Genomic DNA, 14,275 nt, shown 5'->3' on the forward strand with positions numbered 1-14,275 from the left:
AATTACGACCTAAATAAGTTTAAAGAGCCATTCCAATATCTTAAATACTATCTTGTAAAACAACAATTGGACTGCAAAAGAGATGATCATCCAAAAGAATTTCATAATTCCAATAATCGGTTTTATAAAAATAATGGCAAGAAGTCCCCAGAAAAATTTCATTTTTTATCCTCTGGCTTGATGAGCCACCGAGCCGTATCCATTAACTTGTCTGCAATAAAGAGTTTCCCAAAACCGACAACGGCATTATCATCTTTCTTTATCGTTTTCATGACTTTTACACCTTGCATGGTCAAAAAGTAATTCCCGTAAGTTTTAGCTAGAGTTTTTATAAGTCCCATATTATCTTCCCTCGTTTAACTACACTTTCAAAATATTAACGATACCAGCCTTGCTGGCTATCGCTGAAAAATCGTTTTATCTCACTCTTTCATTTCCTATAATATCATACAAGCTGAATTTTATAAAGCTTCTTAATAATGTTTAACTCTGGAAAGATTCCTCCAGTATATTTTATAGCCATTCCTCCACCAAAAAAGAGGGTTGCCCCTCCTTCTTAGTTCTTATCCAGATTGCGTAGCATCTCGTCAATCTTGTTTCCATATTCGATGGATTCGTCTTTGACGAAAGTCAAATCTGGGATTTTGTACAATTTTAAATTGCGACCAAGTTCACGTTTGATAGTACCAGTTGCTTTTTCAAGCCCGATTTGAGCTTTCTGGTTATCTGAAGCAAGGTTACTCAAAATGGTGTAGTAAACCTTGGCAACAGACAAGTCACCTAGCATCTGAACATCTGTGATGGTCACACCTTGGACACGCGGATCACGGACTTTCTTTTGCAAAATCTCATTGACTTCACGCTTGATTTCCATGCCCACACGATCCGTACGGAAATGATTTGCCATGATATTCCTTTCTCTACTTTGAACCAAAAGCTAGGCCAGCAGACCTAGCTATTTTTAAACTTATTGATTTTCATTTCAAATTGGAACGAAGTTCAATTTGAAATCATCCGCTTCTTTCGCCGTGGTGAAAGTGATGGAACTGATTTATCAGTCCCATCACAGGGGATTTTTGAGACCCTAGGCTCAAAAATAAGCAATGAAACCATCGGTTTGCTTGCGTCCCTCACCACCTAAGAAAGGAGCAAAAAATCTTATCGTTTGATTTCTTCCATGACATAAGCCTCAATCACATCATCAGTCTTGATATCATTGTAGCCATCGATCATCAATCCACCTTCACGGCCGTTTGTAACTTCTTTGACGTCGTCTTTGTAGTGTTTCAAGCTTGCAAGTTCACCGTCATAGATAACAACACCGTCACGAATAACACGGACTTTAGAGTCACGGGTAACCTTACCGTTGATAACCATGAATCCACCGATAGTTCCGACTTTAGATACCTTGAAGGTTTCACGGATAACTGCTTCACCGATAACTTTTTCTTCGAATTCTGGATCAAGCATCCCTTTCATGGCTTCTTCCATCTCTTCGATAACCTTGTAGATAATGCTGTGGAGACGGATTTCCACATCGTCAGCTTCTGCTTGTTGACGAGCTTGCGGTGTAGGGCGTACGTTGAAACCAACGATAAAGGCATTTGAAGCTTCCGCAAGAGTCACGTCTGATTCGTTGATCGCACCGACCGCTGAGTGAACGATGGTCACTTTAACACCTTCCACATCGATTTTCTGAAGTGAGGCAGAAAGGGCTTCAACAGAACCTTGTACGTCGGCCTTGATGATAACGTTAACTGATTTGAGTTCACCAGCTTTAAGGGTATCAAAGAGGTTTTCAAGGCTGACACGTTGGGTAGCTTGACGTTGTTTCATAAGGGCACGTTTAGCACGCTCTTCACCTGCTGCACGCGCAGATTTTTCATCCTCGTAAACGGCAAAGTGATCACCCGCCATTGGCGCTTCGTTCAAACCTGTGATAGAAACTGGTGTTGATGGGCCTGCAACCTTAACACGACGACCAAGGTCATTGGTCATAGCACGAACACGACCGAAGGTATTTCCGACAACGATTGGGTCTTGAACATTCAAGGTACCTTGTTGAACAAGAAGGGTTGCGACCGCACCTTTTCCTTTATCCAAGCGCGCTTCGATAACTGTACCGATCGCACGCACTGTTGGGTCTGCCTTAAGTTCTTGGATTTCAGCCACAAGAAGGACTGTTTCCAAGAGTTCATCGATATTTTGGTTGAATTTAGCTGAGATTTCAACAAATTCAGAATCTCCACCCCAAGCAGTTGACATAACACCATGCTCTGCCAATTCACCAATGACGCGTTCTGGGTTGGCACCCGGTTTATCAATCTTGTTGATGGCTACGATGATTGGAACGTTGGCCGCTTTTGAGTGGTTGATGGCTTCAATTGTCTGAGGCATAACCCCGTCATCTGCCGCTACGACCAAGATAGTAATATCGGTAACAGATGCACCACGCGCACGCATAGATGTAAAGGCCGCGTGTCCTGGTGTATCAAGGAAGGTAATCTTCTTGCCATTTTCCACGATTTGGTAGGCACCGATATGCTGAGTGATACCACCTGCTTCACCTGTCGCAACACGAGAGTTACGAAGGGTATCTAGGAGTGTTGTTTTACCGTGGTCAACGTGTCCCATGATAGTTACAACTGGTGGACGCTCTACCAATTCATCTTCATTGAGATAACCATCTTCGACAAAGAAACGTTCGATGTCGGCATTATCCACTTCAACCTTTTGCTTGGCTTCGATACCGTAATCCACCATGAGGAGTTCGATTGTTTCCCCATCCAAGGATTGGTTTTGTGTGGCCATGACACCCATCATGAAAAGTTTCTTAACGATTTCAGCTGGTTCACGTTTGATACGTTTTGCGATTTCCGCAACAGTCATACCATCTGTATATTCAAATTCTGTTGGCAATTCATGGAATTTACGTTCTGTAACAGGTTTTGGAGTCTGATTACGGTTGTTCTTGTTATTGCCTTTTTTGTTCTTTTTGTTGTTATTCCAGTTACTATTTCTTTGATTTCTCACTTGATTTTGACTACTTCGATTCTTTTGTTGTTTTCTAGGACCATCTTCTTCGCGATCGTAATCATCGCGCTCTTTGTCTGGTCGGGCTTGCTTCTTACGACGTGTATCCACTGCAACTTCTTTTTTCACAGGAGCTGTTTCAACCACTGCTTGAACTTGTTGCGCTTGTTCAGCTAACTTAGCAGCTTCTTCAAAGATTTCCTCTGGCTCCTTGCGTTTGTTAGCTTGAGCCAAGGCTTCTTTGGCAGCCTGAGTCTGCTTGAAACGTTCCTCGCTTGAACGAGCGTACTCTGCGTTTTGCTCTGCTTTCAGGGCTGCTGCACGGGCTTTAAAGTCAATGCGTGGAGTCGCTTGATTTGGACGTTTGTCCTCTTGTTGACGGCGCTCGTTTCCACGATTTTGCTGACCTTGCTGTTTTTTAGCTTGATCATTAAAGCGACGATTGTCGCGGTTGCCTTGACCTTGTTTTCCGCCATTACGGCCGTCATTTTTCTGACGGTTGCCGTTTTGTTGTTGGTCACGGTTATTGCCCTTATTTTGCTTGCGTCGTTCTGCCTGCTCTTTGGCACGGGCTTCACGCTCAGCCTTGAAATTACGGCTTTGCGGTTTTGTTGCTACTTTTTCTGCCTTCGGAGCAACTGGCTCAGCCGGTTTTACCTCTTCCTTAGCTACAGCTGGTTTAGCTGGCTCAGATTTTTCGGCTTTCTTTTCTGCACTTGCTTTTGGTGCTGCAGGTTTTGCTTCTTCTTTCGGAGCAGCTGCAGGCTTAAAGCTGGCAGCGATTTTTGCAGCGACAGCTTCTTCCACACTTGATGAGTGGCTTTTCACATCCAAGCCCAACTCTTTTGCACGCGCTACAACTTCTTTACTTTCTTTTCCAAGTTCTTTTGCGATTTCGTACAATCTTTTCTTAGACAAATCATGTCCTCCTCTTCTATTCCATAAGAGACCTCATTTTCTTTGTAAATCCAGCATCTGTTACAGCCAAAACCTTTCTCGATTTCCCGACTGCTATGCTTAATTCCAGTGTTGAAAACACGGTTACAATTTCTACTTGATAATACTGACTTTTATCTTGAATCTTCTTGGTCAGATTGGGTCCAGCATCATGGGCTAGAAAGACCAACTTGGCCTTGCCGTCTTGAATGGCCTTGACTACCAATTCTTCACCCGATATGATCCGCCCTGCTCGCTGAGCAAGTCCCAAGAGATTGCTTATCTTTTGCTTATTCAAGTCCTAACTCTCTTCTTTTCACTTTGTGATCCACATAAGCGATCAACTCGTCATAAAAGCTTTCTTCAACTTCCATATTAAAGCTGCGGTTAAAGACCTTCTTTTTTTTCGCCTCTAGGGCTTCTGCATTGTCTAGCTTGATATAAGCGCCACGGCCGTTGGCCTTGCCTGTCGGATCGATAAAGACTTGTCCTTCCTTGTTTTTAACAATGCGGAGCAAATCACGCTTATCAATCACTTCGTTAGACACAACAGACTTGCGCAAAGGGATTTTTCTCGTTTTCATCTTTCCCTCCTCAGCAGCTTTTATTCTTCTACAGTATCGTTTTCTGCTTCCAAATCTACCGAACCAGCTTCTTCCATGGCTTCAAATTCGCTAGCAGACTTGATATCGATACGGTAACCAGTCAAGTGAGCTGCCAAGCGAACGTTTTGCCCACGACGACCGATAGCAAGAGAAAGCTTGTTATCAGGAACGACCACCAAGGCACGTTTGCTGTCATTTTCATCAAAGATAACTTGGTCAACTTCAGCAGGAGCAATGGCATTGTAAATAAATTCAGCTGGATCTGCTACCCACTCGATAACGTCGATATTTTCTTCGATTGGCACCATACGGTCGCTCTTGGCATCGTAGCGAGCTGGGTGGAATTTGCTGGTAATCTTCTTGATATTAGCACCACCACGTCCAACAATTGTACCGATAGCGTCCACATTTGGATTATGGCTACGAACGGCAACCTTAGTACGGTCACCAGCTTCACGAGCCACGCTCATGATTTCAACAGTTCCGTCATAAACTTCTGGAATTTCTTGCTCCATCAAACGTTTGATCATTTCTGGATGGCTACGGCTAACAAATACGTTGACACCACGAGGATTGTCTTCAACCTTATAGACATATACTTCGATACGATCATGAGAAGCAAACACTTCTCCAGGAATTTGGTCTTGTTTTGACAATTGGGCTTCGATGCTGCCAAGGTTGACATAGATGAAGCGATTGTCAAAGCGTTCTACAGTACCAGACATAATTTCTTGTTCATGCTCTTTGTAAGTGTTGTATGTGATGGCACGTGTTTGCTTACGCATTTTTTCCATGATGGTTTGTTTGGCAGATTGAGCTGCTACACGACCAAACTCAGCAGGTGCTTCTTCAAACTTGATTTTGTCTCCAAGTTCATAGGCTGAATTAATGGCAAGAGCATCTTTCAAACTGATTTCCAAACGGCTATCAAATACTTCATCAACAACTTCACGGACCGTATAAACTGTAAAGTCACCTGTTTTTTCATTGAAGTCAATAGCTACGCTATCAGATTGACCATAGCGTCTGCGATAAGCGGAACGAAGCGACTCTACTACTGCGTCGATGATATCTTCTTTTTTGATTCCCTTGTCTTCTTCCAAAATGCGGAAGGCCTCTAGCATTTCTTTACTCATGTTTTCTTCACTTTTGAATCCTCAAAAGCTATCCTTTCTTTTTCTATAATTTAACTGCTAAACGTGCTTTTGATACTAAACTGTATGGAATTTGGACAGTTTTCTTACGCGTCTTGTCCATATATTCCATAGTCAACTCGTCCTCTTCAAAGGCCAACAAGGTTCCTTCAAAGACTTTTTGCTTATCGATGGCTTGGTAGAGCCCGACATGGATGTATTTCCCAACCGCTCCAGCAATGGCATCCTTGGTTTTTAAAGGACGTTCCAAACCTGGACTGGTGATTTCTAGGAAATATTGTTCTGGGAAGGGATCTGGCTTGATGGTGTCTAGGACAGGACTGATAATTTCTGTCAAGTCTGCCGTATCGTTCAAGGTAATTCCTTCAGGTTTATCTACAAAAATACTGAGAATCATGTCACTGCCAATCTTTCCATACTCGATATCCACGAGTTCGAAAGGTTCTTGAATGACAGGTTCTACAACTTCTCTGACTAATTCTACGATTGTTGCGATTGCGTCCACCTCCTCATAAGCAAGAGGCGAAGATATTTCCCCGCCTCTCTTTCTCATATTCTTGATACAAGTATAACACAAATCGAACCAACCTGCAAGGATTTGACCTTGAAGCTTTTTATCTAGGCTTACAAGACTTACTGCGCCACTCCTAATAAGCCCAAGTCGTATTTCCAAGTTAAAATACGTCTGACAGACTCATCAATACGTTCTTCTGTCAACTCTCCAGAGGAAATTTTCTTTAATAGATAAGGGATCTGGGTTTGATAGGATGACCCTAGAATCAGGTCATTTCCAGCTAGAATCACTTGAAAAGCAGCCTCGTCCTGATTGACAAAATCGGCTATGCCTGCCATATCAAAATCATCCGTCATAATGACACCTTTGAAATGCAATTCATTTCGAAGAAGATCCGTGATTTTTGGGGAGATGGATGACGGCACTGTATCGATTTTAGATAGGATATTGTGAGAGACTAAGACACTATCCGCCCCTGCATCTATCCCAGCTTGAAAAGGAAGAAAATCGGCTTGTCTTAATTCATCCAGAGAACGATTATCTTGGATAATGGCAGTATGACTGTCTCCATTATCGCCATATCCTGGAAAATGTTTCAAGGTTGACCCAACCTTACTCTTTTTAAGTTCTTCTACAACCTGTTGAACATAGCTTGCAGTTATTTGGGCATCTTGTCCAATCGTTCGATCATAAATGAAAGCAGATTGATCCCTTGCAAGATCTGCAACCGGGAAAAGTCCAGCATTGATCCCAACAGATTTTAGTAGTTCTGCCTTTTGCTTCGTATCAGAAAGTACCGCCTCCATTCCCCCTCGCTGATAAAGTGCCATAGGAGATTGGAAAGGAGTTTCTAAAATCGAACTAATACGAGTCACTGTCCCTCCTTCTTCATCTGAACCAATCAACAAAGGAATCTTGGCAGCAGCTTGGTAGTCCTTTGTCAAAGCCTTCATATCGTCTATAGTTCGCCCCTCAAAATCTCTTCCAAATAAGATATAACCAGACAAATGATAGGATTGAAGATCTTCTATCTGATGATCAGAAGGAACTCTGGCCCAAAATAATTGTCCTACTTTCTCCTCCAAGGTCATCGTGGCCAATCTGTCTTCGATAACCTTATTTTCCTCTCCTTCACTGGTTTCAATAGTTGTCTCAGTTTTTTCTACTTGCACCTCTTTTTCAGCCTGCACCTCTACTTGTCTATGTTGTTGATAATCAGAAAAAATCAAACTACCTATCACAAGGAAAAAGAAAAGATAGAATACAAGAGGATTTATACTATTTCTCATAACCTTTTCATTATACCACTTATCTGGCCACAAATACACTCTTAGCAAAAATCAACTGTTTCAAAATCAAACTAAAAGGACCTAATCCTGTGCAATACAGAACTAAATCCTTGGAATATATGATTCGTTTAACTTTTGAGTAAGAAACAGTTTTTGAAATCCCTTTAGATTAAAACTGAGCCTCAACTCGGTAGATAACTTGCCCCTTGTTGGAGAATTTTTGTTCATATTCTGTCATGACATTGCCTTCAAAATCACTGGCATGTAAATCGAGCCAAACACCATTGAGCTTCATGCCATATTGAGAAAAACTCACTAGGCTGTACTCAAACAAGCCACGGTTATCCGTTTTGAAATGAATTTCTCCATTTTCAGGTAAGATACGCTTGAAGGTATCCAAGAAAGTCTTGTAGGTCAAACGACGCTTTTCATGGCGTTTTTTAGGCCATGGATCTGAAAAATTCAGATACAAGCGATTAATCTCACCGTCTTCAAAGTAGTCAGTCAAGTCAGAACCATCTACCCACAAGAGCTTAATGTTAGGCACTCCAACTTCAAGCACCTTGTCCAAAGCGTAGCTCAAAACAGACTTTTGAATATCAATCCCGATATAATTGATGTCCGGATTTTGTTTGGCCATACCTGAAACAAAGGCACCCTTTCCACTTCCAACTTCCACATGAATGGGATTATCATTGCCAAACAAGTCCCGCCATTTCCCCTTGGCTTCCAAGGGATTGAGGACTACATACTGGGGATTTGCCTCTAGTAATTCTGTCGCCCCTTTACGATTTCTAACTCTCATCTTCTCTTTCCATACTTGTCTCGGAAGTGACGCAAGCCATGAATCTCCCGATTGACATTTTCTAAATCTTGGTTCATATAATACTTGGAAATCTGGCTCAAATAAGACAATTGACCGTACCAATACAATTTATTTAATACCGTTTGATTGTACTTATAACCGTAGTAGGTCAACCATTCCTTCCACTGATGTTCTGGAATATAATGGCAGAGCATGTGAGCAACGTCAAACATGCGGTCGGTCAAGCGAACCGAATCCCAATCCACCAAATAAATCAAGCCACTGTCTGTCTCAATCCAATTACTATGTCGTACATCTCCATGGACAATGGTCGCATAGTCCTCTCTAAATCCTGGAATAGTCTGACGTAAATCAGCCATCACTTCACTGATAAAATGATTTTTACGCAAAGCATCTGGAGCCGTTTCTTGCCAAGACTGTAGTAAATCTACAGGTGTTTCCATGGCATATCCCAAACGACTCAACTGTGTCATCAAGGGACGCGAGCGATGAAGACGGGTTAAAATATTGACGATTTGCTTACGATTCATATCATAGGGGGTCAATATCTTGCCTGTCAACCATTCTTGAGCACACATATCACGCCCATCTGCCAAACGGCGACTCCATAATAATTGTGGAGCAATTTGTTCTCTAGCTAGACCAGGTAGGATTGGAGAGGTGTTCATTTTTACAAAGATGCGCTTCCCATCAGGATAGCTACCCATATAAGCCTTGCCACTTTTCCCAGGTATGGGAGTCAGTGTTAGCTCATTATCACCCAAATCCATTTCTTTCCTCCGTATAAAGTTTCCTTACTATTCTACTAGTTTTTGGCCTATTCGTCAACCGCTCCACGCCCGATTCTCAAAGAAAAGCATCTCAATTGGCTCGGGCTATCATTATAACTTGAAAAAGGCAAGCACCATCTCCTACTTACCTTTTCATGATTTTTATAAATAATATAGGAGTGGCCAACTGTTGTAAAACATGTGGACTAGAGTAGAAACCCATAGGTTTTGGCTCTTTTTATAAGCAAAACCCAGCAACAAGCCCCCAAGTAGATAAAAAATAAACGAAGGGACATTAGAAGGTCCATGCATGAAAGAAAAGAGAGAGGAAGTTAGCACAAGCCCTAACCAAGAGTTGTCAAAAACCGCACCTTGAAGAAGTCCTCTGAAAATGAGTTCCTCCTGGATGGGGCCAAAAACTGAGGAAGTCAAAATCAAAGACAGAGAAATTCCTCTGCTGACTTCCGCCAAGTGTTGAACTCCTGCGCCAGAAGAAACAGCGAAGAAATGAATATAAACCAGCGTCTCAAGCAGACTTAGAAGAAAGATTTCAATGAAAAGCAAAAGTTGTTTCTTGCTTAACATCCCAAAAGAAATCATTTCAAACTGTCTAGCATAAGCAACACTCAGCGAGGTTACTAGAAGACTTACAATAATCAATTCAGATTCATTTTGAAAAAAATCCCCATGGTTAATCGTATAAGGAACTGTAATGACGATTAGTAGTACTAAAAATCCAAAGCAAAAGGCATGAAATTTATCAAAAAACTTCATAAAATTATCCTCCTCAACAAACAAACTTCCCTACAAGTCATCCTTTAACTCTAGTCTTTCCAAAACAAACCATTTTAGTAGCCAAAATCCGACAACATAGCCAGCTCCTAAGAAGATAGCCATTAAAGATAGCATGGGATTTAGGAAATAAAAGGCCACAACAGATACAAAGGTTAGCACAAAAACATTAAAGGCAATGGTGTCAGAAGCCAAGACTAGAATATAAGGTGTCAACCAGTCTAAGGTTTTTGAATCTAGGAAAAATAAGTGTTTATACATGATAACCTCCTCTATGGCTGAAAAGCAAACCTTTTGTTTTTTACCCCAAGACTCTATGTAGAAAAGTGAGCAAAAATGGTAAGTTTGCGATGATATTATTAACAATATGAATCGAATAAGAAGGATAGATACTCTTCGTATAACGTGTTAGACAGGCAAATAGACAGCCCACTGCCGTATAGACAAAAATATCTGCGAGACTTGGCAAACTAGAAAAGTGGGGCAAGGCAAATAAGAATGACGGAAAGAGAAGATCCAGCCCCCACCTCGAATTCTTAAAGAAGGCATGTTGAAGCAGTCCCCTACATACCAATTCTTCCATCAGAGGTCCTAGTACGATTAAGGTTAGGTAAACACCAAACTCCGCAAAATTGGTCTCACTATAGGCAATAAACAAATTCCAACCTTCGTTCGTCCCCTGAACGTGTTTAGCTGTCAGATAGTTAAAGCAGATAAGCACAATGGCTGCTAACACCGTCAGAATAGAATAGCTCAACCACTTTTTCCTAGGGATGCGAAAAAGATAAGCATGGCCCGACCTGACCAAAATCCAAACTATCAAGCAGATAAAGAGAAGGCTGATGATGTTTCGAATCCAGATAAGATTTCCTACCCAAGACGAGAACTCCCAATAATTGCTCCAAAATTGGGTTGTCCAAAACAGTCCGAAAAACAGAAACAAATAAGAAAGAATTGCACTCGCTTTGAAAAGAATAGGATGTTTTTTCATATAACTCCTCCTACTATCTACAAGGCAACAACTAGCCTAGTACCTCCCCTTGCCAGACCATAGGTTAGTCCCATATAAAACAAACTACTTTTTATAATACTTCAAACCCCAAATGAGCAACAGCATGATAAGCAAGCAGAGAATGGCGCCAATATAGGCAATTAGTTGTTGGTAGGATTCTCCCGCTGTGATACCCCTATACAAACAAATAATAGACATAAAACCTGTCAATCCGATGAACATGAGTTGATTGGTTCTAGGACTAACCAAATCATCATCTTCAAACTCTCTTATCCTCATTTCCCTAGTAAGGTAAACAGTAACCAAAATAGAAGCCAAGTTAATAACCACTAAAAGAAATTGGAAAACTAAGGAAAAATTTAAAAACTGACGAGATAGAAATAGATAAGTAGAGACAAGTAAGGGCAACTGACCTAGGAACAATCTCGCAAGGAAGATGTTCCGTTTTTTAAAAAATATTTTTTTCATAGCTTTCTCCATTACAATTAAATGATATCTAATCATTTTCTAAAATTTGATAACTTTTGTGAAATGTTTTAGCAGAAACAACTCTATGATTGGTGATATCTATATAATCACCTGGATAACCAAGAACATACATCCCATAACCAGCGAATCCTCCTCCAGCTGTTCCAACTAGACCAAACTTGATATTCGTTGCGAGAGAAGTGTTAAGACCTGCCATTAGAATGCGCACATGATTATCCAACCAAACCATATAATTTTTTTGAAAAGCTTCCTCTACCCAACTTGGTTTAGGAGTTGCTTGACCAATTTCCCAAACATCAACAATTTGATTCCCATATTTTGCCTTCATAGCTTCAATCCTTTTTAAATACCATTACATGAGTTGGGAGTTCCCCCTATACCATAAGGACCACATGGTTTTGAAAAATGTATAATAGGCCACTTACCATTTAATTGATCCAAAATTGGAGAAGGTGCTAGCCCACCCAATAAACCAGAAAGCATATCTCCCCAACCTCCGAAACCTCCTTCAACTTTCGCAAGCATCTCAGTATCCATCATTTCAAATTGTGACATCGTTTTTGTATTCATAACGAATACCTCCTTTTTTATTTTTAATTTTAATTGTTATCCTGTTGAAATTGACAATTTTAGTATATCACTATTTGTTAAAGTTTTTCATACAAATCTTGAATTATCATCGAAACATCTTAAATTACTCAAAGAGTACAATCTTCCCAATCAACTAATAAAAAGTGAATAATATTAAATTCCATTATTCACTTCTTAAAATCGATAATTATTTTTAATCTACTATTTTTAGCTAAACACCCTGTGTAAAAAAGTCAGCAAAAATGGTAATGTCGCGAAAATATTATTGATCACATGCACCGTATAGGAAGGATAAATGCTCTTGGTATAGCGGGTCAAACTAGCAAAGATGATGCCAGATGTTGCAAAGACGAAGATATCTAACAAACTAGGCAGGCTTGAAAAATGAGGAAGAGCAAATAAAATGGAAGGAAGAAGCAAATCAAGGCCAAATCTCGAATGCTTAAAAAAGGCGTGTTGCAGTAATCCTCTATAGATTAGCTCTTCCATAAGTGGAGTCAGAAAGAACAAAGTTATATAGATACCTAGCTCAGCAAAGTTGGTCCCACTATAACCGATCAATACAGCCCAACCTTCAGCAGTTGACTGAACATGTTTAGCTGTCTGAACGTTAAAAGAGATCTGGAGCACTACCACTAGTACTGTCAAAATCGAATACCAAAGCCATTTTTTTCTTGGAATGTGAAAGAGATAACCATGACCTGTCTTAACCAGAATCCAAATCATGACTCCGCTAAATAGCAAACTCAAGAGATTTTGAATCCAGACGAAATTGCCAATCTGGGAAGAAAATTGCCAATAATTTTGAACAATAAGCGTCAGCTGAGAAAGGCCAAATACGAAAAATAAGTAAGACAAGACTGCACTTATTTTGAATAGAAGTTGATACTTTTTCATAGAAACTCTTCCTCATTTCTTATATTTCAGCCTATATTCCACATAAATGGAAACATGCTCCTATATAACCACGGTCATGATAACCACGCGGGCAGTACCCACTTACTGGAAAAGGACCTGAATTTTTTAATATAGAAGGGTAAGCACCAAATGGACCTTCCTGATAAGCGTGCCCTCTATAAATATCAGATACATCCCCACCCTCTATATGATCAAGCATTTCAGTATCCATAATTTCAAATTGAAACATTGTTTTTGTATCCATGACAAATACTCCTTTTTATTTTTAATTTTTGTCCTGTTGCAACTTTGACAAGTTTAGTATATCACTGTTTATTAATTTTTTTCACTCAAATCATAAATGGTCATCAAAACATCTTGAATTGTAAAAAATTTAAAAAAGCAAGCATGAAAAACATACTTGCCCTGGGGGAACTTGACAATGTGAAAATACAAAATAGAGAACTACTCACCCTCACTTCCGTATGTTCTCATATATTCTCATGATCGCAACAAGGATAGCAGCTGTCCCACTTGCCAAAGCGATAAGGGTAATGATAATGTTGAGGATTTCAGGCGTACTCCCTATTCTGTTGATAAGACGGAGTAGGGATATAACTGTCAACTGAATCAGGAGTATTGATTCTACTCTTACCAATGAAGTCAGTTGGTTTTCAACTGCATATAAAAAGACTGGTAACATAACACAGGCTATAGCAATCACAAACAGGTTGCTCCCCGTTTCTTCTCCCTTGTTCACCACGGAAATCATGAGAAGATTCGAAGCTATGATCAACGTAGAACAGATGATAAAAAAGGATTTCTTATTCATATAGGGCACCTCAAATAATATAACATCCAACTTATCAAAAGTCAGACTGGATAAAGAGAAAATTTATCTGTTAGCTTCTGCAAATTGAAACATTGTTTTTGTATTCACATGTGATGCTTCTTTGTTACTTCTTTTTCCTTGCCATTTTTTACCCCTTTATTTTACATTTTTTAGTTCTGAGTGTTGTTTTTTTTCTTCCTCTTCGTCTTCTTTTCTTTTATTCTTTTTATAATCGTTTAGCAGTTCAAAACCTTTATCAAAAGCAAAAAAACCTAAACCTAAAGAAAACGGTGCTCCGACTATTTCTATAACTTTTGCCCACCTTGTCCCAAAATATTCTGAAAAATAAGCAAGCGCCCCGACGGCTAAAACTGCTAAGATTAAAAAATATGCTCCAAAATCTGCACTTTCTGTTACTTTAGCTTTTTCTGTTCTACTATTTTTACTCATGATAATTTGATAAAGTCCGTATAATTGTGTAAAAGTAAAAAGGCCATATAACAGTCCTTTTACGGTACAATGTTTTTAACGACAA

The 14,275-nt window shown here is 40.0% G+C and carries 20 protein-coding genes; all 20 read right to left on the reverse strand.

From position 1 onward, the window contains the following. Positions 1-158: 158 nt before the first annotated feature. The gene (locus ACIY19_RS08270; RefSeq protein ID WP_261150468.1) at positions 159-341 is read right to left on the reverse strand and encodes a hypothetical protein; all 183 of its coding nucleotides are present in this window, start codon (positions 339-341) and stop codon (positions 159-161) included. A 215-nt stretch (positions 342-556) separates the two neighbouring features. Then, entirely contained in the window at positions 557-907 is a 351-nt protein-coding gene (rbfA, locus tag ACIY19_RS08275) for a 30S ribosome-binding factor RbfA (RefSeq protein WP_001273601.1), read from the reverse strand. 251 nt (positions 908-1,158) lie between these two features. Continuing rightward, positions 1,159-3,951 carry a translation initiation factor IF-2 gene (gene infB, locus ACIY19_RS08280; RefSeq protein ID WP_409003167.1) on the reverse strand — a complete coding sequence of 931 codons (2,793 nt, stop codon included), beginning with the start codon at positions 3,949-3,951 and terminating at the stop codon, positions 1,159-1,161. 16 nt (positions 3,952-3,967) lie between these two features. Continuing rightward, positions 3,968-4,267, reverse strand: a complete 300-nt coding sequence (locus tag ACIY19_RS08285) for a YlxQ-related RNA-binding protein (protein WP_033684789.1) — start codon at positions 4,265-4,267, stop codon at positions 3,968-3,970. Beyond that, positions 4,260-4,553: an RNase P modulator RnpM gene (gene rnpM, locus ACIY19_RS08290; RefSeq protein ID WP_000857560.1), complete on the reverse strand. Its 294-nt coding sequence runs from the start codon at positions 4,551-4,553 to the stop codon at positions 4,260-4,262. Before rnpM ends, ACIY19_RS08285 begins: the two co-directional genes overlap by 8 nt. A 20-nt stretch (positions 4,554-4,573) precedes the next feature. Then, positions 4,574-5,710: a transcription termination factor NusA gene (gene nusA, locus ACIY19_RS08295; RefSeq protein WP_000032285.1), complete on the reverse strand. Its 1,137-nt coding sequence runs from the start codon at positions 5,708-5,710 to the stop codon at positions 4,574-4,576. Positions 5,711-5,753: 43 nt separating this feature from the next. Continuing rightward, positions 5,754-6,233, reverse strand: a complete 480-nt coding sequence (gene rimP / locus ACIY19_RS08300) for a ribosome maturation factor RimP (protein ID WP_409003177.1) — start codon at positions 6,231-6,233, stop codon at positions 5,754-5,756. A 128-nt stretch (positions 6,234-6,361) separates the two neighbouring features. Continuing rightward, a complete protein-coding gene (locus ACIY19_RS08305; protein WP_409003168.1) occupies positions 6,362-7,531 on the reverse strand; it encodes a glycoside hydrolase family 3 protein in 1,170 nt (389 codons plus the stop codon). 169 nt (positions 7,532-7,700) lie between these two features. Then, on the reverse strand, positions 7,701-8,336 hold the full coding sequence (gene trmB / locus ACIY19_RS08310) for a tRNA (guanosine(46)-N7)-methyltransferase TrmB (RefSeq protein ID WP_153224279.1): 636 nt from the start codon (positions 8,334-8,336) through the stop codon (positions 7,701-7,703). Beyond that, a complete protein-coding gene (gene ccrZ, locus ACIY19_RS08315) occupies positions 8,333-9,127 on the reverse strand; it encodes a cell cycle regulator CcrZ (protein ID WP_000363005.1) in 795 nt (264 codons plus the stop codon). Before ccrZ ends, trmB begins: the two co-directional genes overlap by 4 nt. A gap of 162 nt (positions 9,128-9,289) precedes the next feature. Then, positions 9,290-9,901, reverse strand: a complete 612-nt coding sequence (locus ACIY19_RS08320; protein ID WP_084930080.1) for a CPBP family intramembrane glutamic endopeptidase — start codon at positions 9,899-9,901, stop codon at positions 9,290-9,292. 30 nt (positions 9,902-9,931) lie between these two features. Next, complete coding sequence (gene blpZ, locus ACIY19_RS08325; protein ID WP_409003169.1) at positions 9,932-10,180, reverse strand: immunity protein BlpZ; 249 nt, start codon at positions 10,178-10,180, stop codon at positions 9,932-9,934. Between the two features lie 40 nt (positions 10,181-10,220). Then, positions 10,221-10,910 carry a lysostaphin resistance A-like protein gene (locus ACIY19_RS08330; RefSeq protein ID WP_409003170.1) on the reverse strand — a complete coding sequence of 230 codons (690 nt, stop codon included), beginning with the start codon at positions 10,908-10,910 and terminating at the stop codon, positions 10,221-10,223. Between the two features lie 84 nt (positions 10,911-10,994). After that, positions 10,995-11,399, reverse strand: a complete 405-nt coding sequence (locus tag ACIY19_RS08335; RefSeq protein WP_409003171.1) for an immunity protein — start codon at positions 11,397-11,399, stop codon at positions 10,995-10,997. A 28-nt stretch (positions 11,400-11,427) separates the two neighbouring features. Then, positions 11,428-11,748 carry a role in replication gene (locus tag ACIY19_RS08340; RefSeq protein ID WP_247939649.1) on the reverse strand — a complete coding sequence of 107 codons (321 nt, stop codon included), beginning with the start codon at positions 11,746-11,748 and terminating at the stop codon, positions 11,428-11,430. A 14-nt stretch (positions 11,749-11,762) separates the two neighbouring features. Continuing rightward, entirely contained in the window at positions 11,763-11,990 is a 228-nt protein-coding gene (locus ACIY19_RS08345; protein ID WP_409003172.1) for a Blp family class II bacteriocin, read from the reverse strand. A gap of 228 nt (positions 11,991-12,218) precedes the next feature. Beyond that, positions 12,219-12,908 carry a lysostaphin resistance A-like protein gene (locus ACIY19_RS08350; protein WP_409003173.1) on the reverse strand — a complete coding sequence of 230 codons (690 nt, stop codon included), beginning with the start codon at positions 12,906-12,908 and terminating at the stop codon, positions 12,219-12,221. Between the two features lie 31 nt (positions 12,909-12,939). Beyond that, complete coding sequence (locus ACIY19_RS08355; protein WP_409003174.1) at positions 12,940-13,173, reverse strand: ComC/BlpC family peptide pheromone/bacteriocin; 234 nt, start codon at positions 13,171-13,173, stop codon at positions 12,940-12,942. A 210-nt stretch (positions 13,174-13,383) separates the two neighbouring features. Next, a complete protein-coding gene (locus tag ACIY19_RS08360; RefSeq protein ID WP_409003175.1) occupies positions 13,384-13,611 on the reverse strand; it encodes a hypothetical protein in 228 nt (75 codons plus the stop codon). Between the two features lie 285 nt (positions 13,612-13,896). Beyond that, a complete protein-coding gene (locus tag ACIY19_RS08365) occupies positions 13,897-14,190 on the reverse strand; it encodes a hypothetical protein (RefSeq protein ID WP_409003176.1) in 294 nt (97 codons plus the stop codon). Positions 14,191-14,275: the final 85 nt, after the last annotated feature.

It is taken from the genome of Streptococcus sp. ST14 (assembly GCF_046098195.1).
GTDB lineage: Bacteria > Bacillota > Bacilli > Lactobacillales > Streptococcaceae > Streptococcus.